Origin of the sequence: Streptomyces sp. NPDC085946, assembly GCF_044540485.1 — a bacterium.
Lineage (GTDB): Bacteria > Actinomycetota > Actinomycetes > Streptomycetales > Streptomycetaceae > Streptomyces.
This window is the reverse complement of record NZ_JBITSF010000017.1, coordinates 1-22,098: the sequence shown is the minus strand read 5'-3', so window position 1 is coordinate 22,098 and position 22,098 is coordinate 1. Positions and strand designations below refer to the sequence as shown.

The following is a 22,098-nucleotide window of genomic DNA, read 5'->3' as shown; positions in this document are numbered from 1 at the left end:
GGCGGGCCCCGCCGACGGGGGAGACGGAGCCCGGGTCCGTCACGGGGGCGGCCCGGGCCCCGTGCGCGGCGGCGGACGGGGCCGCCGCCGCGCCGCGGAACGTCGAGGGGCGGCCCCTCCCTCCGGAGGGGCCGCCCCTGCCGCCGCGGGCGCTGCCCGGGTCAGGCCTTCAGCGTCCTGATCGACGTCGGCGCGTGGCCGGGCTCGGTGGCGAGTTCCTCGAACTCGACGACGTTGCCGATGTCGTTGGTCGTGGACATGGAGATGTTGGTGACGCGCTCCAGGATCGCCTCGACGACGACCGGGACCCGGTACCGGGCGGCGAGCTTCTTGGCCTGCTCGAAGGCCGCGCCCAGCTCGTTCGGGTCGGTCACCCGGATCGCCTTGCAGCCGAGGCCCTCGGCGACCTTGACGTGGTCGACGCCGTAGACGCCGAGCTCGGGCGCGTTGACGTTCTCGAACTCCAGCTTGACCTGGAAGTCGATGTCGAACGCCCGCTGCGCCTGGCGGATCAGGCCCAGGTAGGCGTTGTTGACCAGGACGTGGACGTACGGGATCTTGTGCTGCGCGCCGACCGCCAGTTCCTCGATCATGAACTGGAAGTCGTAGTCGCCGGACAGGGCGACCACGGACGCCTCCGGGTCGGCCTTGGCGACGCCCAGCGCGGCGGGGACGGTCCAGCCGAGCGGGCCCGCCTGACCGCAGTTGATCCAGTGGCGCGGCCGGTAGACGTGCAGCATCTGCGCGCCGGCGATCTGCGAGAGGCCGATCGTGGAGACGTACCGCGTCTCGGGTCCGAAGGCCTTGTTCATCTCCTCGTAGACGCGCTGCGGCTTGATCGGGATGTCGTCGAAGTGCGTACGGCGCTGGAGGGTGGCCCTGCGCTCCTGCGCGGAGGCCGCCCAGGCGGAGCGGTCGGGCAGCGTCCCGGCCGCCTTCAGCTCCCTGGCGACCTCGACGAACAGCTTCAGCGCGGCCCGCGCGTCGGAGGTGATGCCGTAGTCGGGGGCGAAGATCCGGCCGATCTGGGTGGGCTCGATGTCGACGTGCACGAAGGTGCGGCCCGCGGTGTAGACGTCGAGCCTGCCGGTGTGGCGGTTGGCCCAGCGGTTGCCGATGCCGAGGACGAAGTCGGACTCCAGGAAGGTCGCGTTGCCGTAGCGGTGCGAGGTCTGCAGGCCGACCATCCCGGCGTTGAGCTCGTGGTCGTCGGGCAGGACGCCCCAGCCCATCAGGGTCGGCACGACCGGCGTGCCGGTCAGCTCGGCGAACTCGGCGAGCAGGTCGCAGGCGTCGGCGTTGACGACACCGCCGCCCGCGACGATCAGCGGCCGCTCGGCGGCGTTCAGCATCCCGATCGCCTTCTCGGCCTGGGCGCGGGTCGCGGCCGGCTTGTAGGCCGGGAGCGGCGCGTAGGTCTCCGGGTCGAACTCGATCTCGGTGAGCTGGACGTCGATCGGCAGGTCGATCAGGACCGGACCGGGACGGCCGGAGCGCATCAGGTGGAAGGCCTGCTGGAAGACGCCCGGGACCTGCGCGGCCTCCAGGACCGTCACCGCCATCTTGGTGACCGGCCTGGCGATCGAGGCGATGTCGACGGCCTGGAAGTCCTCCTTGTGGATCACGGCGGTCGGGGCCTGGCCCGTGATGCACAGGATCGGGACGGAGTCCCCGGTCGCGGAGTACAGGCCCGTGATCATGTCGGTGCCGGCCGGGCCGGAGGTGCCGATGCAGACGCCGATGTTGCCCGGGTGGGTCCGGGTGTAGCCCTCGGCCATGTGCGAGGCGCCCTCGACGTGCCGGGCGAGGGTGTGGGTGATGCCGCCGGAGGCCTTGAGCGCCGCGTAGAACGGGTTGATCGCCGCGCCCGGGACACCGAACGCGTCGGTGATGCCCTCGCGCTTGAGGATCTCAACTGCCGCGCGGGCAGCGGTCATTCGAGCCATCGAGTACTCCTGCTTCGGCTGTCGGATTCGCACTCCGTCGCGCCCCGCGGTGAGCTATTCCGTATTGTGGAAAGTAATTTCTACGATCTGGAAGTAATGTAGGCAGGGTCGTGGGAGCCGTCAAGAGACGAGAGACGTCCGAGCGGCGGACAGGAGGGGGTCCCGTGCCCCACGATGGGTGCCATGTCCGCGAGCGTGTCCGTGCGCTGTCCCGCCTGCCGGCGCGCGCACCTGTACTCCGCGCCCTCCTACCCGTGCGCCTGCGGGACCGCCGTCACCGTCCCGCTCGACCGGCACGGGACGCCGGCGGCCGTCCGGCACCGGGCGTGGCGGGAGGAGTGGGTCGCCGTGCGCTGTCCCGCCTGCGCGCGGGAGACCGAGTGGCCGGTGCCCGAACTGGGCTGCCCCTGCGGCACGGTGCTGCGGATACCGGTGGCGGGCCCCAGGACGGCTCCCGGCGACGGGCCGCCGGACGCGGAACCGGAAACGGACGCGGCCGGGCGCCCCGCCTTCCGGCCGCCGGGCATCCGCACCGTGCGCGACGCCGTGACGGCCGCCGCCCTCTACCTGCGCTGGCTCGGCCACCGGGACGTCCGCCGGGCCGACCGGCGGCCGGTGTCCGGCGTCGGGCTGGCCGCCCCCGGGCTGCTGGTCCACGTGGACGCCTCGCTGCGCCCGGTGCCGCTGCGGGACGTGGAGTGCCTGTGGCTGACGGCGATGACGGAGTCCGCGGCCTGCGTGCACTTCTCCCTCGCCGGGTACACCGAGGCCGCCCGCGCCCGGGCCGACGGGCTGGGGGTGCCGCTGTTCGTGCTCGACCTGACCGGCACGCCGCAGCCGGTCAACGAGCACGCCGACGCGTTCGCCGCCTGACGCCCCGGGCACACGACGGCGCCGGTTCCCGCGGGATCGGGAACCGGCGCCGCTGGTCCGGGTGTTACGGGTTGACGCAGCCGATCGAGCCGACCGGCAGGTTGTTCCCGGTCGAGGTGGCGGTGAAGCCGAACGTCACGCTGCCGTCCGGCGCGATGGTGCGGTTGTGGTCGGTGTTCTTGACCGTGACCGTGCCGTCGGAGCCGGTGCTCAGGGTGCCGTTCCAGACCTGGCTGATCCTGGTGCCGTCGCCCGGCTGCCAGCGCACGGCCCAGCCGTCACGCGCGGTGGTGTTGTGGTTCATCACCTCGACGGACCCCTGGAAGCCGCCGTTCCACTGGTTCGTCACCTTGTAGAGGGCCATGCACCCCGAGTGCGGGTCGGTCGGCGTGGGCGTCGGGGTCGGCGTGGGCTCCGGGGTGGGCGTGCCGCCCGAGCCGCGGATCCCGGTCACCTCGCCGTTGCCGCCGTCGAAGACCACGTCGGAGCAGGAGAAGAAGTTCTCCTGGCTGTCCGAGCGCACCCACTGGATGAACATCACCGCGTTGCCCGAGCGGCCCGAGGGCAGCTTCAGGTCCCAGTAGTAGTGGCCGCTGTCGGAGCCCACCGAACCCGACTGGGGCGGGTTGGTGACCGTCTGGATCAGCTCCAGGTCGCCCCAGCCGAGCGGGGAGGTGGGCGCGTAGCCGGGCTTGGACAGGTACACCCGGAAACTGCCCGGGTGCGCCGCCCAGTTGCTGTGCTTGACCCTGACCGTCGCCCCGGAGGTCAGGTGCGTGCGGGGCCAGTCGGCGCGGGCGGCGTTGTAGCCGGTGAAGTTGTACGGGGAGCGGTCGCCGGCGCTGCACAGCTTGCCGTCCGGGACGTAACCCGGGCCGCGGCCGCCCGCGTTGGAGTCGAGCACGGCGAACCAGTTGTACAGCGAGGACGCGCCGCTCTCGTTGAGCGCGGCCCGGCACGCCGGGTTCGTCGGGTCCAGCGATCCGGTACTGGTCTTGGCGTCCAGCCAGCAGAGGTAGGTCCGCGATCCGGGCATCATCGTCACGCCGTGCGCCTGTGCGCTGCCCTGGCCCAGCAGGGCCAGACCGATGCCGCCGAGCAGGGTCGCCAGCACCGCCGCCAGGGAAACCAGTCGTTTCTTGGGTCGAGCCATGGTGTCTCCTGTACTTCGTGGGGATCGTCGCGGGTCGTGCCGTTCTCCTTGCGGTCTTGTCGCTCTCCTTGCGGTCGTGCCGTTCTCTTACGGGTCGTGCCGTTCTCCTTGCGGCGCGCGGCCGGTGCGCCGCCCGGTGGTGGAGCCCCCGCCCGTCCGGGGAGGACGCCGCCGGACGGGCGAGGGAGTGCGGGGAGGGCGTGCGCGGCTCAGGCGGGCGGCGCGCCCCAGGCCAGGACGGTGCCGACGTAGGCGGGGACCGCCGGGGCGTCGGCGTACGCGGTGGCGGTGGTGCGGCTGTAGTCGCCCGTCTCGTCGAACGCGGACCAGTCGGACTTGGCCAGGCGGAGCTGGAGGTCGCCGGTGTCCTTGCCGGCGGCCAGCGTGCCGGCGGAGAAGCCGACCTCCAGGTAGGCGTCCGCGCCCGCGACCGGTGTGCTCAGCGGCACCACCCGGAGCTTGACGGTGGAGCAGCCGACGGCCGCGTGGTCGCACCAGGCGTTCACGGTGGACGAGCCGCCGTCGCGGGTGAAGTAGTAGCGGGCGGTCACCTTGGTCAGGTCCAGGGCGGCACTGCCGGTGTTGGTGATGCGCAGGCCCGGGCGGATGGCGTTGTCGGTGGCCGAGGCGTCGTTGTTCTTGTAGGCGACCTTCAGGCCGCCCGCCGGGTCGGGTCCGCCGTCGCCCGCCTCGGTGGTGACGCTCAGCGCGGCCGAGGCGGCGGAGACGTTCCCGGCCGCGTCCCGGGCCCGCACGGTGTAGGCGTAGGCCGTCGCCGCGCGCAGCCCGGTGTCCGTGAAGGCGGTCCCGGTGACCGGCTGGGCGGTGACCTTGACGCCGTCGCGGTAGACGTCGTAGCCGCTCACGCCCACGTTGTCGGTGGCCGCGGTCCAGGCCAGGGAGACACTGCTCGCGGTCTTCGCGGTGGCCTGCAGTCCGGTCGGGGCGGTCGGGGCCGTGGTGTCACCCGGGTCGGTGCCGCCCGTCGGCACGGCGGGGTAGGCGTTGCGCACCAGCATGGAGAACTGGTCGTGGAACCAGTGCCCGGCCAGCGGCGCGTCGGGCAGTGCCCCCGTCTTGTTGTTCCCGGCGCTGGGCGCCGTGTAGTCGGGGTTGCACATCGGGTCCTGGCGCTTGCCCTCGTCGTTGGGGATGTCCTTGCTCGCGCCGTCCGACTCCCCCGGCGGCTTGACCCACAGGTAGGCGTCGAGGTGCGAGTCGGGGTATCCCGCGGGCGAGGCCTGCGGCGGCTGCCCCATGCCGGCTCCGCTCACGTTGCACCACAGTCCGCGGTGGGTACGGCGGTCAGCCTTGGACTCGGTGACGTAGGTGTCGAGCGTGGTGCTGGTGCTCTCCGCGGTGGGCCGCGCGGCGCCGCCCCAGCCGTTGCGGGAGGTGTCGACCACCATGCCGGTGGAGGCGGGCCAGCCCGCCGCGACCAGCGCCCGGTGGACGTTCTTCGTGAAGTCCACCTCGTCGAAGTTCGGGTTCCACTCGTAGTACTTGCCCGACTTGACCGGGTTGCCGCCGACCGTCTTGTCGGGGTTGGTCAGGAAGGGCTCCTCCAGCGGCGTGTAGTTGGCCACGTTGGTGATCAGGCCGTCGACGCTGCTCAGACCGGCCGCGGTGCCCCTGGCCACCTCGGTGTACTGCTGCACGGTCTGGGTGAGGTTGTTGTCCCAGCCGAGCCAGCCGGAGTGCGCGTAGTCCAGGTACGTGTACACGTTCGGGATCGCGTGCAGCTTGTCCAGGGCGTACTGGATGCCCTTGACGTACAGGCCGCTGCTCTTGAGCTGGGCGCACTCGGGGTCGGAGGTGTTGGTGACCAGGTTGGGCAGGCTGTCGGGCTCGATGACCGTGGTGATGCGGATGTCCTGGTACTTGGGGTTCTTGAAGACGTTCGCGATGACGTCGATGTACTCGGTCTTGTAGCGATCCAGACCCGCCTGGGTGGCCGGGAGTTCGCCGTTGGAGGCGAGGGCGGCGCAGTCCCGTCCGGGCAGGTCGTACACCACGATGGTGGCGGTGATCGGCTGTCCGGGCTTCTTCTGGGCGAGCGCCAGGTCGAGATGGTCGGCGAGGCTCTTGCGTCCGGCGTTGGCGGTACCGCCGTGGATGGCCGCTATCCGGTCCAGCCAGACGGCGGTCGGATAGGTCTTGACCTTCTCCATCTTCGCCTTGAGCGTGGCGTCGGAGGTCTGGGCGATGGACGAGTCGACGCGCTCGGCGTAGTCGGGGTTGATGTAGAAGGTGGCCCCGGCGAAGGGGTTGTCGACATGAGCTTCCGCCGCTGCCGCGGGCTGTCCCGCGATCTGACCCGCCACCCCGAGCATCAGGGTGGCCAGGGCGGTGGCCAGGGCTGCCGACCGTCGTCGGCGCTTGCGCGGCAGCGAGGCGCCGTGGGCTCTGGTCGGGTTGGTCATCGTGCCCTCCTCGGTGGTACGTGCGGGTGTGCCGGTCGTACGTCAGAAGCCGGTGCACTGCGGAGCGGGCGTGCCCGCACCGCCGTTCGCGGTGAAGCCGAACGAGGTGGTGGCGCCGGGAGACAGGGCGCCGTTGTGGGCGGCGTTGCGGACGGTCGCGCGGCCCTGGGCCACGGTCAGGGAGCCGTTCCACAGGCTGGTGACGGTGGAACCGCCCAGATCCCAGGCGACGGACCAGCCGGTGAGCGGGCCGGTGCCGGAGTTCTTGACCGTCATCTCCGCCTGGTAGCCGCCGTTCCAGGCCGAGGCGACCTTGAACTGGACCGTGCAGGACTTGGGTTGGGGCTCCGGGTCGGGGTCCGGATCGGGGTCGGGACCGGTGCCGTAGGTCAGGCCGTGCCCGTACGCGAAGAGCGGGCTCTTGCCGTCGCCGTCGTTGATCGGCTGCTGGGAGGCGCTGCGCATCCAGGTCATGGGCAGCTTGCCGGTCGGGGCGTGGTCGCCGAAGAGCACGTCGGCGACGCCGCCGCCCTCGGTGCCGGGCAGCCAGGCCGCCAGCAGCGCCTTCCAGTCGGGCAGCTGGGCGGCGACGTCGAGCGGGCGGCCGGAGATCAGGACCACGACGACGGGCACCCCGCTCGCCTTCAGCCGGGCGAGGGTCTGCAGGTCCTCCTGGTCCAGTCCCATGCCGCCGGGCCGGTCGCCGCGCATCTCCGCGTACGGCGTCTCCCCGACGACCGCGACGGCGGCGGTGTAGCTGCCGTCGACGCCGTTGCCGTAGCGGTCGTACGTGACCCGGGACGGGTCGGTCGCGGCGGCGCGGATGCCCTGCAGGACGGTGGTGCCCTCGGTGACCGGGCCGCTGCGGCCCTGCCAGCCCACGGTCCAGCCGCCGCTCTGGTTGCCGATGTCGTCGGCGGACTTCCCCGCCACGAACAGCTTGGCGTTCTTCGCCAGCGGCAGCACACCGCCGTCGTTCTTCAGCAGCACCTGCGACTGCCGCACCGCCTGCCGGGCCAGCGCCCGGTGCTCCGCAGAGCCAACGGTCGGGGTCAACGACCGGTCGGTGAGCGGCTTTTCGAACAGTCCGAGCTGGAACTTCTTGGTGAGGATGCGCCGGTTGGCGTCGTCGACGCGCGCCAGAGGGATCCGCCCGGCGCTCACCTCGCCGCGCAGCAGGGAGAGGAACCTTTTGTAGTCGTGCGGGACCATCACCATGTCGACGCCGGCGTTGACGGCCGTGGTGATCTCGGCGCCGGTGAAGCCGCTGAGCCCGTCGAGCTGGTCGACGGCGGCCCAGTCGGACACGACGAACCCGCCGAAGCCCAGCTCGCCCTTGAGCACGTCGGTCACCAGGTACTTGTGGGCGTGCGACTTCACGCCGTTCCAGCTGCTGTACGAGAGCATCACCGAGCCGACGCCCCGCCGGACCGCCTCCTGGAACGGCGGCAGGTGGATCGCGCGCAGCTCGGCCTCGGACAGCTCCGTGTCGCCCTGGTCGACGCCGCCGGTGGTGCCGCCGTCGCCGAGGTAGTGCTTGGCGGTGGCGAGCACCGAGGCCGGGTCGCCGCCCAGGGTCCCGCCCTGCATCCCGGTGACGAACGTGGCCATGGACGTGGGCAGTTCGGGCTTCTCGCCGAACGACTCGTAGGTGCGGCCCCACCGGTCGTTGCGGGCCACGCACAGGCAGGGCGCGAACGACCAGTCGATGCCGGTGCCCGCCACCTCCTCGGCGACCGCGCGTCCGACGCGCTGCACCAGGGCCGGGTCACGGGTGGCGCCGAGGCCGATGTTGTGCGGGAAGAGCGTGGCGCCGCGCACCGCGTTGTGGCCGTGCACCGCGTCGATGCCGTAGATCATCGGGATGCCGAGCGGGGTCCCGAGGGCGGTGCGCTGGAGGGAGTCGTAGGTGTCGGCCCAGGTCTGGGCGTTGTTGGGGCTGACGGTGGAGTCGCCGCCGGAGAGCACCGAGCCGATGCGGTAGGACGCGAGGTCGGACTGCGGGACCAGCGCGTCCTTCTCGACCTGCGTCATCTGGCCGAGCTTGTCGTCGAGCGTCATCCGGGACAGCAGGTCGGCGACCCGGTCCGCCACCGGCAGGGCGGGGTCCTGGTACGGGAGGGCGGCGGCCGGCGCGGCCCGTTCGAGGGGCGGGGCGGCGGCGGTCAGCCCGGTCACGGCGAGGATCGCGGCGCACAGCGCGGCGGCCAACGCGGGACGGCGGGGGGACCGTGCGGGACTCGGGCTCATGGCAGGAGGGGCCTTTCCGGGTGCGGGCCGGAGGGGGCGCGGGAACGGGGCACGGGAGGGTGCGGGCCGTGGCGGTCGTGCGGGGGTGGTGCGGGAGCACGGGACGCCGTGACGGGGGGGTCGCTGCGGGGTCCGCCCCGCTCGCCGGCGCGGGGAAGAGGCGGGGCGGGCCCCGGAGCGGTCCGGTGCGGCGGGCCCGGCGGACCTCCCGGGCGGGCGGTGCCGCTCGGGTCGCCCGGCCGGCGGGTGCCGTACGGTCACGCGCGCCCGGGGGACGCGGGACCGTCGGGGCCGGCCGGGCGGGTGGCGCGCGGCCCGGGCCGGCCGGTCACGAGCAGGCGGTGCCGTTCAGGCTGAAGCCGGTCGGCTGGGCGAAGGTGCCGCTGTAGGTGCCCTGGAAGCCGAACGTCTGGCTGGCGCCGGCCGCGATCCGCCCGTTGTTCGTCGTGCCGCTCGCGGTCACGGTTCCGGAGGACGGGGAGACGGTGGCGTTCCAGGCGTTGGTGATGCGCTGCCCGGAGGGCAGGGTGAAGGCCAGCTTCCAGGCGTCCACGGGGGACGAACCGGTGTTCTTGACCGTGACGTCGGCGGTGAAGCCGCCCTGCCAGACGTTGGGCGTGTACGTCACGTCGCAGCTCACCGCCGGGTTCCCGGGGTCGCCCGGATCACCCGGGTCGCCGGTGTTGACGGTCGAGGAGAAGGAGTTGACCGACAGGCCCGCGCCGTTCTGCCACGGCTCGAACCCGGCCTGGACGCTCGTCAGGTACCAGTTGTTCTGGGCCATGCCCCGGGAGACGGTCTGCCGGACGAAGTCCATGACGTCGAAGCTCCAGCTGGTGATCGCCGAGGGGGCGACGAAGGAGATCACGTCGTTGGAGCCGTTGCTGCCCGTCCACACCTGCCAGGTGCGCCCGCCCACGGTGGCCGTGCCGACCTGCGAGCCGATCGGCTGGATGGAGCCGACCCGGTTGAACCAGATCATGATCTCGGTGCGGTTCACCCCGTCGGTCCGGGGCGTCGGGTCCAGCCAGATGTCGTACGAGGCGTTGTAGACCGCGTTGCTGACGTAGCCGTAGGAGATGCTGCTGGGCGCGCTGGAGATGCCGCTGATCTGGGCGGGCAGCCTGGTCCCGGGCGAGCAGTTGGTGTAGTGGCAGCCGTTGAAGACCGACGGGTACGACTTCGGGGCGCCGTTGGTGGGCACGGAGCCGTCGGCCTGGCTGATCCGGAAGCCGGTGTCGGTGGCGGTGACGCACTGCGTGGCGCTGGTGCCCCAGCGGTTGTTCTGGACGACGTAGCGCCCCTGGATGACGGTCGAGCCGAACTGTTCGCAGACGGTGGTGTCGGCCTGCGCCGCCGGGGCGGCGGTCATCAGGGCGGCGATGCCGGCGAGAGCGGTGAGCAGCGCGCCGACCAGGCCGCGCGTGGTCCGGGGGCGGTGCGGTAACGGTTGCATGCGGGGGCCTCTCTGGGCGGACAACCTGTTTCTGACCCGAAATCGGGAGCGCTCCCAACTCCCCACTGATGGGAGCGCTCCCACCCACTGGTTTCGGTGTGGACTGTAGGAGTCCATTCATGGCCCTGACAACCCTGCGGAAGCGATTGTGTCGAATGGATTTCGAAGTCCCAGCTCAACGGGGGTGCGGCAGGCGGGGTGGACAACTGCCGCCTCAGGAGCCCGAGTTGGGAGCGCTCCCGAAACTTTCGTAGACGGTCGGGTGCCCCGCCGGAGCCGGGCGGGACGAGGCGGGGATCCGGCGGAGGCCGCTCCCGGACCCGGGAGACACAGCGGCCCGGACGCCGGGCACAGAAGCCTGTGGGGGTGCTCCCACTCCTGGTCGTGGAGTCGGCGGTCCCGGTGCCTGTCGAGGGACGTGACGGGGCCTTCGTACCGGCGGCGGGGCGTCAGGCCGAGTCCCGGACCACCAACTGCGTCCGCAGGATCACGTGGCGCCAGGCCACCTCGGGCTGCTCGATCTCCTCCAGGAGCAGCCGCACCAGGGTCCGGCCGATCTCCTCCAGCGGCTGGCGGACGGTCGTCAGCGGCGGATCGGTGTGCTCGGCGAGCTCGAAGTCGTCGAAGCCGATCACCGCGACGTCCTCCGGCACCCGCCGGCCCGCCGCGCGCAGGGCGGCCAGCGCCCCGGCGGCCATGGTGTCCGACGCGGCGAAGACGGCGTCGATCTCCGGGTGCCGCTCGATCAGGCCGGCCGTCGCCCGGCGCCCGCTGGCTTCGGTGAAGTCGCCCTCGGCGATCAGGGCCGGGCCCGTGTCGAGCCCGGCCTGGGCGAGCGCCTCCCGGTAGCCGCGCAGCCGGCACTGGGCGACGTACATGCCGGGCGGGCCGGTGATGGCCGCGATGGCCCGGCGGCCGCCGCGCACCAGGTGCTCGACGGCGGCGCGGGCACCGCCGACGTTGTCGGCGTCGACGTAGGTGATCTGCTCGTCGCCGGAGCGCCGGCCCAGCAGCACGGTGGGCAGTCCGGCGCCGGCGAGCATGTCCGGCAGCCGGTCCTCGGCGCGCACGGACATCAGCAGCACCCCGTCGACCCGGCCGCCGCGCGCGTACTCGACGAAGCGCTGCCGCTCGGCGTCGGTGCGCACGAGGGTGAGCAGCAGCTGCACCGCCGTGTCGGACAGGGCGTCGCCGACCGCGCGGACGACCTCGGAGAAGAACGGCTCGCCGAACAGCCGCCAGTCCGTCTTCGTCATGACCAGCGCGACGGCGTCCGCGCGCCGCCCGGCCAGGGAGCGCGCCGCCAGGTTGGGCACGTAGCCCAGTTCGGCGATGGCGCGCTGCACGGCACGGCGCGTGGACTCCTTCACGCCCGCCTCGTTGTTGATGACGCGGGAGACCGTGCCCCGTCCGACGCCGGCGAGGGCGGCCACCTCCTCCAGCGTCGGCGTGCCGAGACGCCGCTTGACCATAATCACCCCCCAGGAGCCCCGATCTTACGGGGCCGCCCCCGCCGTGATCGAACGCCCCGGCGGCGTTCCGGACGTCGGCCTCCGCCGCTCAGGCGCCGTACCTCTCGCGCAGTTCGACCTTGCGCACCTTGCCGGACACCGTCAGCGGGAAGGAGTCCAGGACCTCCAGCCGGGTGGGGATCTTGTAGTGCGCCAGCCGGCCGGTGCAGAAGGCCCGCACGTCGTCGAGGGTCGGCGGGTCGTCCGGGTCCCCGGGGACGACGCAGGCCAGCACCTCCTCGCCGTACACGGGGTGCGGCACGCCGACGACCTGGACGTCGGCGATCCCGGGATGGCCGTGGAGGAACTCCTCGATCTCGCGCGGGTAGATGTTCTCGCCACCGCGGATGATCATGTCCTTGATGCGGCCGACGATCTCCACGTAGCCGTCCTCGCGCATCACGGCCAGGTCGCCGGTGTGCATCCAGCGGCCGGCGTCGACGGCATCGGCGGTCTTCTCCGGCTCGTTCCAGTAGCCGAGCATCACGCTGTAGCCGCGGGTGCACAGCTCCCCGGCGGTGCCGCGGGGGCGGGTCACGCCCGTCGCCGGGTCGACGATCTTCACCTCGATGTGCGGCAGGACCCGGCCGACGGTGGCGGTGCGGTGCTCCAGGTCGTCGTCCATCCGGGTCTGCAGGGAGACGGGCGAGGTCTCGGTCATGCCGTAGCAGATGGAGACCTGCGCCATGTGCATCTCGGTGACCACCCGCTTCATCACCTCCACCGGGCAGGGCGAGCCCGCCATGATGCCGGTGCGCAGGGAGGTCAGGTCGTACGAGGCGAAGTCGGGCAGGTTGAGCTCGGCGATGAACATGGTCGGCACGCCGTACAGGGAGGTGCAGCGCTCCCGCTGCACCGCCTCCAGGGTGGCCCGCGGGTCGAAGGAGGGGGCGGGGATGACGATGCAGGCGCCGTGGGAGGTGGCCGCCAGGTTGCCCATCACCATGCCGAAGCAGTGGTAGAAGGGGACCGGCACGCAGACCCGGTCCTGCTCGGTGTAGCCGATCAGCTCCCCGACGAAATAGCCGTTGTTGAGGATGTTGTGGTGGGAGAGGGTGGCGCCCTTCGGGAAGCCCGTGGTGCCGGAGGTGTACTGGATGTTGACGGGGTCGTCGCAGGACAGCTCCTCGTACCGCGCGTCCGGCGCGGCCCGGCGCAGCAGCGCCTCCCAGCTCGGGTCGCCGAAGTACACGGTCTCGCGCAGGTCCGGGCAGTCGCCGCGGACCTGTTCGGCCATGGCGCGGTAGTCGCTGGCCTTGTGGCGGAGCGAGGCGAACAGCAGGGAGACACCGGCCTGCCGGAGCACGTAGGCCACTTCGTGGGTGCGGTACGCCGGGTTGATGTTCACCATGATCGCGCCGATGCGGGCGGTGGCGTACTGGACGATGACCCACTCGGGGCAGTTGACCGCCCAGATGCCCACCCGGTCGCCCTTGGCGATCCCGGCGGCGAGCAGGGCCCTGGCCAGTTCGTCGACGTCCGAGGCGAACCGGGCGTAGGTCCAGCGGCGGCCGGAGGGGACGTCGACCAGCGCCTCCCGGTCGGGCCAGGCGGCGACGGCGCGGTCGAGGCTCGCGCCGACGGTGTCGCCGAGCAGCGGGGTGGTGCCGGTGCCGTGGGCGTAGGAGGGCGGCGGCGCGCCGGTCGCGCGGGCGGGGGTGTTCACCGGAAGTCCTCCTCGCGGTACTCGGCGTCCGAGCCGGCCGCGGTCGCCTCGCGCAGCTCGATCCGGCGGATCTTGCCGGAGACGGTCTTGGGCAGCGCGCCGAACTCCAGGCGGCGGATCCGCTTGTACGGCGCGAGGACCTCGCGGGAGTGCGCGAACAGCGCCTTCGCCGTGGCCGGTCCGGGCTCCCAGCCTTCCGCCAGGACCACGTACGCCTTGGGGACGGCCAGGCGCAGCTCGTCCGGGGCGGGGACGACGGCGGCCTCGGCCACCGCCTCGTGCTCCAGCAGGGCGCTCTCCAGCTCGAAGGGGCTGATCTTGTAGTCGGAGGCCTTGAAGACGTCGTCGGCGCGGCCGACGTAGGTGAGGTGGCCGTCGGTGTCGCGGCGGCCGATGTCACCGGTGCGGTAGTAGCCGCCGGCCATCGCCTCCGCCGTGCGCTCGGGGTCGCCGTGGTAGCCGGTCATCAGGCCGACGGGCCGGTCGGACAGGTCGAGCGCGATCTCGCCCTCGGCGGCGCCGGGCGCGCCGGTGACCGGGTCGAGGAGTTCGACGCGGTAGCCGGGGCTGGGCCGTCCCATGGAGCCGCTCCGCAGCGACTGGCCCGGAGTGTTGGCGATCTGCACGGCGGTCTCGGTCTGGCCGAAGCCGTCCCGGACGGTGACGCCCCAGGCCCGGCGGACCTGGTCGATGACCTCGGGGTTGAGGGGCTCGCCGGCGGCGACCACCTCGCGGGGCGGGGTGCGCAGCTGGGCGAGGTCGGCCTGGACGAGCATGCGCCACACGGTCGGCGGGGCGCAGAAGGTGGTGACCTTCGCCCGGTCCATCTCGGCCATCAGCCGGGCCGCGTCGAAGCGGGTGTAGGTGTGCACGAAGACGGTCGCCTCGGCGTTCCACGGGGCGAAGAGGTTGGACCAGGCGTGCTTGGCCCAGCCGGGTGAGGAGATGTTCAGGTGCACGTCGCCGGGCCGCAGGCCGATCCAGTACATCGTCGCCAGGTGGCCCACCGGGTACGAGGTGTGGGTGTGCTCGACCAGCTTGGGCCGGGCGGTGGTCCCGGAGGTGAAGTACAGCATCAGGGGGGCGTCGGCCGGGGTCGGGCCGTCGGGGGTGAAGCCGCCCGGGGCGCCGTACGCGTCCTCGTAGGGCCGCCAGTCCCCCGTCGCGCCGCCGACCGCGATCCGGGTGTAGTCGCCGGGCACCTCGTCGAACTTGCCGGTGTCCTCGGCCCGGACCACGACGTGCCGCACCCGGCCCCGCTCCACCCGGTCGCGCAGGTCCGCGGGGCCCAGCAGCGGGGTGGCGGGGATGACGACGGCGCGCAGCTTCATCGCCGCCAGCATGGTCTCCCACAGCTCCACCTGGTTGCCGAGCATGACCAGGACCCGGTCCCCGGCGGCGACGCCCCGCTCGCGCAGCCAGACGGCCGTCCGGTCCGAGCGGGCCGACAGCTCCGCGAAGGACAGGCGGGCGGCGGAGCCGTCCTCGTCGACGAGGTGCAGCGCGGTGCGGTCGTTGCCGTCGGCGATCACGTCGAACCAGTCCAGCGCCCAGTTGAAGTGGGCGGGACGCGGCCAGGTGAAGTCGCGGTACGCGGTGGCGTAGTCCTCGCGGTGTTCCAGCAGGAAGTCCCGTGCCCTGCGGAACTGCTCCGTCGCCGTCGTCATCTGTCCTCCGTGTGCCAGGTCGTACCGGTCGGGGGCGTCCACGGCCCCCTCGGCCGCTCCCGCCCGGTGCCGGACCATTGCCGGGCGGCCGTGCACCATCGTGTAATCCGTGATGCAGGTCTCACCACCCCCGAACGGGGGTGTGTGCGGCGAGGCGGCCGCAGGGAAAGGGCGAACGGGTGACGGCCGAGGCGGTGGAGATCCGGAACGCGCTGGGGCGGCTGCGCCGCGCCACGGGCCTCCCGGTGGCCTTCGGCGGGCTGGTGGAGGCCGGGCCGCGGCAGGTGCGCATCACGGAGCTGGACGGCACGACCACCTCGGCGCTGCGCGCGCTGACGGTGACCTCCGGCAACGGCCTGGGCGGCAAGGCGGTGGCGCTGGCCCGTCCGTGCCAGGTGACGGACTACTCGGCGTCGCGGCGGATCAGCCACGAGTACGACGGGCCGGTCGCCGCCGAGGGGCTGCGGTCGGTGGTGGCGGTGCCCGTCGTCGTGGGGCGCCGGGTGCACGCGGTGCTGTACGGCGCGCTGCGCACGGCCCGGCCGCTCGGCGACCGGACGCTGGACGCGGCCGTCGAGGCGGCGCGGGAGGTGGCGCGGGCGCTGCTCGTGCGGGAGGAGGCCCGGGAGACGCTCGCGGCCGTGCGCGCGGAGGCGCGGGGGCCGTTCGGGGCGGCGCGGGACGAGCAGGTGCGGCAGGCGCACGCGGCCCTGCGGGCCCTGGCGCCGCGGATCGCCGACCCGGTGGTGCGGGCCGAGCTCCTCGACGCGTGCGCGCTGCTGACCGCCCGGCCGGCGCCGGGGGTCCGGCTGGCCCCCCGCGAGGTGGACGTCCTGGCGTGTGTCGCGACCGGGGCCACCAACGCGGCCGCCGCCGCGCGGCTGGGGGTGACGGCGGAGACCGTGAAGGGCTACCTGCGGTCCGCCATGCGCAAGCTGGGGGCCGCGACCCGCGGGGAGGCCGTGGTGGCCGCGCGCCGCGCGGGCTGGTTGCCGTAGCCCCGAGGTGCTTCTATTCGCTCAGGCACACTTCACTCAGGCATCCTTGGATTTCCCTCCGCTCCGTCCGCTGTTATGTCCCTCACCTCACCGTCCGTCCGAAATTCAAAGAGCCGTTGCCTAATATTGGCCAGGACACGACACACGGAGGGAGCGGTGACCGTGCGACGGGACTTCAAGGAGCCTGCCAGGTGCCGCCCCGACCTGGTCATCGGCCGCGAGGAGCTGTTCACGACGGCTCGGGACCAGCTCGGCCGAGGGGGCAGTGTGCTGCTCCACGGGCCCGCCGGAATCGGGAAGTCGACCGTGCTGCGGGCCCTGGCCGCCGATTACACCGGGACGGCGCGGACCGTTCTGCGCTGCTCGGCCACCGAGTCCGAATCGCACCTGCCGTTCCTGGCGCTGGCCGACCTGTTCGGGCTGGTCCTCGACGAGGTCTCCGGCAAGCTGCCCGCCGCCCAGCGCACCGCCCTGGAGTCGGCCCTCACCGGCCGGGGCGAGTCCACCCTCCAGCGCGACGGGCTCGCGCTGCGCCTGGCCGTGCTGTCGACGCTGCGCGCCCTCGCCGCCGACGGTCCCGTCCTGGTCGTCGCCGACGACCTGCAGTGGCTGGATTCGGCCAGTGCCGAACTGCTCGGGTTCGCGGCCCGCCGCCTCGGGGACACGCCCGTGCAGCTGCTGTGCGCGGTGCGGACCGAGGGCGAGGAGTACGACCGCCACCTGCGCGCCTCCCCGCCGGACACCCTCGCCGTCCGGCTGGGTCCCCTCTCCCGCGTCCAGGTCTCCGAGCTGCTCGACCACCGCGGCTACGCCGGCCTGTCCCGCTCCACCGTCCGCGACCTCCACCGCACCAGCGGCGGCAACCCCCTCTTCGCCCTCGAACTGGGCCGCGCCCTGGCCGAGAGCCGCACCCGGCCCCGGCCCGGCGAGCCGCTGCCCGTGCCGACCTCCCTGCGCGCCCTGGTGCTCAGCCGCCTGGAGATGCTGTCGGACGAGGCGCGCCGCACCCTCCTGGTGGCCAGCGCGGGCGCCCGCCCCACCCTGGCGCTGCTGCACGCGGCCGGCCGGGAGAACGCCGAGGCCGAGACCGCGCAGGCCGCCGCGCTGGGACTGCTGGCGACGGAGCCGGAGGGGCCGGGCGTGCGGTTCGCGCACCCGCTGATCTCCGCCGCGCTGTACGCGGAGGCCCCGGCGCAGGAGCGGCGGGCCGCGCACGCCGCGCTGTCCACGGCGGCCTCCGACCCGATCGAGCGGGCCCGGCACCTGGCCCTGGCGACCAGCGGCACCCATCCGGACGTGGCGGCCCGGCTCGCGGAGGCCGCCGCGCTGGCCCGGGACCGCGGGGCGCCGTCGGTGGCCGCCTCCCTGGGGCTGCTGGCCGCGCGGCACGCCCCCGCGGACGGTGTGCCGGGCCCCGACGAGCGGCGGTTGCAGGCCGCCGAGGACGCCATCACCGCCGGCGAGGTCGACCTGGCGCGGGACATCGCCCGGGACGTGCTGACGCGGGCGACGGTGCCGACGGAGCGGGTGCGGGCCTGGATGGTGGTGATCGAGGCGGCCGGGCAGGCCCTGGGCGAGGTCGACGCCGTCTTCCCGCAGGTGCTGGCCGACGCGGGCGACGACCCGCGGCTGCTGGCCCTGGTCCACTACCAGCTGGCCTGGCGGGGCCTGGTCGTCGAGGGCGACTTCGCCGAGGCCCGTCAGGAGGCCGCGCACGCGGCGGAGCTGGCCGCGCGGGGCGCGGACCGGCGCACCGAACTGATGTCGCTCGCCTTCCAGGCCTCCACCGAGACGCTGATGGGCCATCCCGACGCGCCCGCGACGATCAAGCAGGCGCTGCGCGAGCCGCAGGACCCGTACGTGGCCTGCCACCACAACGGCGCCGGGTCGGCCCGGTTCCGCTGGCTGATCATGAGCGACCGGCTGCCGGAGGCCCGGGCGGCCGTCACGGCGCTGCTGCGGGAGGCGCGGCGGCGCGGCATGGTCGAGAGCGAGGTGCACTTCCTGCGCTTCCTCGCCGACACCGAACTGCGCTCCGGGCACTGCGGCCGGGCCCTGGACCTGGCCCGCGAGAGCCTGCGGCTGGCCCGCGACTCCGGCATCGGCGAGGGCGCCTCGGCGATGCTCACCTCCCTCGCGGAGGCCTCGGCCGGGGACGTGGACCAGGCGCTGGCCCTGGCCCGGGAGGCGGCGGACCACGCCGAGGTGGACGGCGACCACATGTACCTGTCGCGGGCCCTGGCCGCCCTGGGCTACGCCCAGCTGGTGGCCGACGACGCGGCGGGCGCGGTCCGCTCGCTGCGCCGGGTGCGGGAGCTGGAGCAGGGCCTGGGCATCAACGACCCGGCGCGCGGCCGCTGGCACGGCGACCTCGCCGAGGCCCTGGTGCGGATCGGGGAGCCGGGCGAGGCACAGGACGTCGTGGACGTCACGCGGGTGCACGCGCTGCGGCTGGGCCGCGAGAGCGTCCTGGCCGTGCTGGACCGGGCCGAGGCCCTGGTGCGCGCGGCCCGCGGTCAGCGGGATTCGGCGCTCGCCCAGCTGACGTCGGCGCAGGACCGGCTCGCGAAGCTGGGGTACGGCCTGGAGGAGGCGCGGGCCGCGTTCGCGCTGGCCCGGCTGCGCGCCGTCCCGCCGGGCTTCCCCCGGGCCGCGGGGACGCCCGTGGCGGGTCCGGCCGCGTACGACGAGGCGGCCCGGCTGTTCCGGCGCTGCCGCGCGCTGCCCTGGCTGCGCCGGGTCGAGACGGCCGCCACGGCGGCGGCCGCCGCTCCCCCGGAGCCGGCCGTGCCGCCGGCCGCTCCGCTGGACGCCCTGGAGGGCCTGGCGTCGATGGAGCGGCAGGTCGCCGCGCTGGTCATGGAGGGCGCCACCAACCGGGAGATCGCCGGCCGCCTGTTCATCAGCGTCAAGACGGTCGAGGCGACCCTGACCCGGGTCTACCGCAAGCTCGGGATCCGTTCCCGGGTGGACATCGTCAGACTGGCGGCGGGGCGGCACACCCCGTAGCACCACGACGCCGGGGCCCGGCCGCCGCGGAGTCCGGCGGTCCGGCGCGGCGCCGCGCCGGTCCCGGGCCGCCGTCGGGGCCTCGTCCCTCCCGCCCCGCTCCGCGCGGACCGCTCGGGCACCGGGACGGCCGCCGCACGGGTTTGAGCACGGGAACCGAGGGTTAACCCTGCCCAACTCCCTTAGGGGAGTCCCTCATTGGGGCGCCCGCGGGGCCGGTCCTAGCGTAAGGGCGTGCCGCTCGCCCGGGCACGCGGGGGTCGGTCCCGAGACCTCCGGTGCAGCACCCCCACCCGCGCGACCCCCCACCGGCCCTTCCCCGAGGAGACTCATGTTCGGGCTCACCCGTGCCAGACAGGCCGCCGCCCTCGCCGCCGCCACCGCTGCCGCCGCCGTGACCGCGCTGCTGTCCGCGCCCTCCGCCGCCGCCGCGCCCCAGCCCATCGTCGGCGGCACGACGACCACGACGTCCGCGTACCCGTTCGTGATGCAGATCACGGACGCCTCGCAGAACCAGTTCTGCGGCGGCACGCTCGTCTCCCCCACCAAGGTCGTCACGGCCGCCCACTGCATGGTCGGCGAGACCACCGGCAGCGTGCGCGTGGTCGGCGGGCGCACCTACCTGAACGGCACCAACGGCACGGTCAGCCGGGTCAGTCGGATCTGGATCCACCCGAGCTACACGACCGCCACCCGGGGCGAGGACGTGGCCGTGCTGACGCTGTCGACGGCCATGCCGTACACCGCGGCGAAGTACGTGTCGTCCTCGGACACCGGCGTGTACGCGGCCGGCACCACCGCCCGGATCCTGGGCTGGGGCACCACCTCCTCGGGCGGCAGCTCCTCCAACCAGCTGCGGACCGCGACCGTGCCCGTCGTGTCCGACTCCAGCTGCCGCAGCTCGTACGGCACCGACTTCGTGCAGAGCGAGATGGTGTGCGCCGGATACACCTCCGGCGGCGTGGACACCTGCCAGGGCGACAGCGGCGGTCCCCTGCTCGTCGGGGGCGTCCTGGCAGGGATCACTTCCTGGGGCGAGGGCTGCGCCCAGGCCGGTTACCCCGGTGTGTACACCCGGCTGACCACCTTCTCCAGCCTGGTGACCGCGCAGGTCACCTCGTAGTCCCACAGGTCTCCTGAGTATCCCTCAGGTGAGATACCGGGGGGGGGGGGGGGGGGGGGGGGGGGGGGGGGGGCGCGCCGCCCCCCCCCCCCCCGCTCCTACAGGGGTTCTCCCCACTGCGCTAGGATGCGCAGCACATCTCACGCGAAAGGAATACGCCATGGGCCTGCTCGATACCCTGCTCGGCCACGCCGGCGCCAAGTCCGCCGACAAGATCAACCAGGACTTCGGCGCGCTGCTGGCGCCGGGCGAAACCGTGCAGCGCGCGTTCGGCGAAATCCGCGACCTGATCGTGTTCACCGACCGCCGCCTGATCCTGGTCGACAAGCAGGGCGTGACTGGACGCAAGACCGAGTTCCTCAGCCTGCCCTACCGCAGCATCGTCATGTTCTCGCTGGAAACCGCGGGCCATTTCGACCTGGAAGCCGAACTGCGGCTGTGGGTGTCGGGCCAGCCCAATCCGATCGTGCGCCACCTGGGCCGCAGCGCCGGCGCGGAAGACATCATCGCGTTGCTGGCGCAGAACGCGCCGCGCTGAAGCGCGGCGGCACCGGGACTTCGCAGGCTGCGAGAACGGCGACGCCGCTTCGTTCCGATACGCGGCCAAGCGCAACGGATCCGCATCGGCAAACATCGCCCCGCGGTTCCACGGAGAAAACGCAATGAAGACTTATCTCGTCGGCGGCGCGGTCCGCGACAGCCTGCTCGGCCTGCCGGCGGGCGATCGCGACTACGTGGTCGTCGGCGAAACCCCCGAGGCCATGCTCGCCGCCGGCTTCAAGGCGGTGGGCAAGGATTTCCCAGTGTTCCTGCACCCGGACACCGGCGAGGAGTACGCGCTGGCGCGCACCGAACGCAAATCCGGCCGCGGCTACCGCGGCTTCGTCGTCGACGCCGATCCGGCGGTGACGCTGGAGGACGACCTGGGCCGGCGCGACTTCACCATCAACGCCATCGCCCGCGACGAAGCCGACGGCCGCCTGGTCGATCCCTACGGCGGCGCGCGCGATCTGGAAGCGAAAGTGCTGCGCCATGTCGGCGAGGCGTTCGTCGAGGACCCGCTGCGGGTGCTGCGCGCGGCGCGCTTCATGGCCCGCTTTGCCGCGCACGGCTTCCGCGTGGCGCCGGAAACGATGGCGCTGATGCGGCGCATGGCCGAATCGGGCGAACTGAGCGACCTGGTCGCCGAGCGCGTGTGGCAAGAACTGCGCCGCGCGCTGCGCTGCGAAAAGCCGTCGGCGTTCCTGCGCACCTTGCACGAGGCCGGCGCGCTCGGCGTCGTGCTGCCGGAAGTCGAAGCGCTGTACGGCGTGCCGCAGCGGCCGGAGTACCACCCGGAAGTCGATACCGGCGTCCACACCGAAATGGTCGTGGACATGGCGGCGAAACTCGCGCCCGGCGACGACCTGATCGGCTTCGCCGCGCTGACCCACGACCTGGGCAAGGCGCGCACGCCGGCCGAGTTGCTGCCGCGCCACCACAACCACGAGCACAACGGCCTGGAGCCGCTGGCGCAGCTGTGCGCGCGGCTGAAAGTGCCGACCGAGCATCGCCTGCTGGCCGAAGCGGTGTGCCGCGAACACCTCAACGTGCATCGCCTCGGCGAGATGCGCCCGCGCAGCGTGTACGAGCTGATCGCGCGCTGCGACGGCTGGCGCAACCCGCAGCGCATCGAGCAGATGGCGCTGGTGTGCGAGGCCGACAAGCGCGGCCGGCTGGGACTGGAAGACGGCGATTACCCGTCGCGGCAGGCGCTGGTCGATGCGCTGCACGCGGCGCTGAAGGTGCGTGCGAGCGACCTGCCGCCGGGCCTGAGCGGCCCCGCCATCGGCGAGGCGATGCGGCGCGCGCGGATCGCGGCGATCGCGGCGCAACGCAAGCAACCCGACTGACGTGTTGCTGCGTATCTCCCTGTAGGAGCGGCGCGAGCCGCGACCGCGACAACGCAACCACGACGCCAGCATCGGCGGAGTTTCAATGTCGCGGTCGCGGCTCGCGCCGCTCCAAAACGGGTGGTTCGTAC

The 22,098-nt window shown here is 73.2% G+C and carries 14 protein-coding genes; 6 read left to right on the top strand and 8 right to left on the bottom strand.

Going from position 1 to position 22,098, the window contains the following annotated elements; translation table 11 throughout:
* Nucleotides 1-161: 161 nt before the first annotated feature.
* Nucleotides 162-1,946 carry a glyoxylate carboligase gene (gcl, locus tag ACIF8T_RS28440; protein WP_400038958.1) on the bottom strand — a complete coding sequence of 595 codons (1,785 nt, stop codon included), beginning with the start codon at nt 1,944-1,946 and terminating at the stop codon, nt 162-164.
* Nucleotides 1,947-2,120: 174 nt separating this feature from the next.
* On the opposite strand from gcl, the gene ACIF8T_RS28435 reads away from it, so the two are divergent.
* Nucleotides 2,121-2,819, top strand: a complete 699-nt coding sequence (locus tag ACIF8T_RS28435; protein WP_400038957.1) for a hypothetical protein — start codon at nt 2,121-2,123, stop codon at nt 2,817-2,819.
* 64 nt (nt 2,820-2,883) lie between these two features.
* Here the strand turns inward: ACIF8T_RS28435 and ACIF8T_RS28430 are convergent, their stop codons facing one another.
* From ACIF8T_RS28430 to ACIF8T_RS28400, 7 genes are all read right to left on the bottom strand, one after another.
* Complete coding sequence (locus tag ACIF8T_RS28430) at nt 2,884-3,972, bottom strand: lytic polysaccharide monooxygenase (protein ID WP_400038956.1); 1,089 nt, start codon at nt 3,970-3,972, stop codon at nt 2,884-2,886.
* Between the two features lie 209 nt (nt 3,973-4,181).
* Nucleotides 4,182-6,395, bottom strand: coding sequence for a glycoside hydrolase family 6 protein (locus ACIF8T_RS28425; RefSeq protein ID WP_400038955.1), 2,214 nt, complete (start codon nt 6,393-6,395; stop codon nt 4,182-4,184).
* 42 nt (nt 6,396-6,437) lie between these two features.
* A complete protein-coding gene (locus ACIF8T_RS28420; protein ID WP_400038954.1) occupies nt 6,438-8,645 on the bottom strand; it encodes a glycoside hydrolase family 3 N-terminal domain-containing protein in 2,208 nt (735 codons plus the stop codon).
* Nucleotides 8,646-8,973: 328 nt separating this feature from the next.
* Nucleotides 8,974-10,101: a cellulose binding domain-containing protein gene (locus ACIF8T_RS28415; protein ID WP_400038953.1), complete on the bottom strand. Its 1,128-nt coding sequence runs from the start codon at nt 10,099-10,101 to the stop codon at nt 8,974-8,976.
* A gap of 449 nt (nt 10,102-10,550) precedes the next feature.
* On the bottom strand, nt 10,551-11,573 hold the full coding sequence (locus tag ACIF8T_RS28410) for a LacI family DNA-binding transcriptional regulator (RefSeq protein WP_400038952.1): 1,023 nt from the start codon (nt 11,571-11,573) through the stop codon (nt 10,551-10,553).
* 88 nt (nt 11,574-11,661) lie between these two features.
* A complete protein-coding gene (locus tag ACIF8T_RS28405; protein ID WP_400038951.1) occupies nt 11,662-13,278 on the bottom strand; it encodes an AMP-binding protein in 1,617 nt (538 codons plus the stop codon).
* Nucleotides 13,275-14,945 carry an AMP-binding protein gene (locus ACIF8T_RS28400; protein ID WP_400038950.1) on the bottom strand — a complete coding sequence of 557 codons (1,671 nt, stop codon included), beginning with the start codon at nt 14,943-14,945 and terminating at the stop codon, nt 13,275-13,277. Before ACIF8T_RS28400 ends, ACIF8T_RS28405 begins: the two co-directional genes overlap by 4 nt.
* Nucleotides 14,946-15,124: 179 nt before the next feature.
* On the opposite strand from ACIF8T_RS28400, the gene ACIF8T_RS28395 reads away from it, so the two are divergent.
* The 5 genes from ACIF8T_RS28395 to ACIF8T_RS28375 all read left to right on the top strand — a co-directional run bounded on the left by ACIF8T_RS28395 (nt 15,125) and on the right by ACIF8T_RS28375 (nt 21,967).
* Complete coding sequence (locus tag ACIF8T_RS28395; protein WP_400038949.1) at nt 15,125-15,943, top strand: response regulator transcription factor; 819 nt, start codon at nt 15,125-15,127, stop codon at nt 15,941-15,943.
* Nucleotides 15,944-16,099: 156 nt separating this feature from the next.
* Nucleotides 16,100-18,952: an AAA family ATPase gene (locus ACIF8T_RS28390; RefSeq protein ID WP_400038948.1), complete on the top strand. Its 2,853-nt coding sequence runs from the start codon at nt 16,100-16,102 to the stop codon at nt 18,950-18,952.
* A 331-nt stretch (nt 18,953-19,283) separates the two neighbouring features.
* Nucleotides 19,284-20,075, top strand: a complete 792-nt coding sequence (locus ACIF8T_RS28385) for a S1 family peptidase (protein WP_400038947.1) — start codon at nt 19,284-19,286, stop codon at nt 20,073-20,075.
* A gap of 160 nt (nt 20,076-20,235) precedes the next feature.
* Complete coding sequence (locus ACIF8T_RS28380; protein WP_074872597.1) at nt 20,236-20,613, top strand: PH domain-containing protein; 378 nt, start codon at nt 20,236-20,238, stop codon at nt 20,611-20,613.
* Nucleotides 20,614-20,737: 124 nt separating this feature from the next.
* A complete protein-coding gene (locus ACIF8T_RS28375) occupies nt 20,738-21,967 on the top strand; it encodes a multifunctional CCA addition/repair protein (RefSeq protein ID WP_096382047.1) in 1,230 nt (409 codons plus the stop codon).
* Nucleotides 21,968-22,098 lie beyond the last annotated feature (131 nt).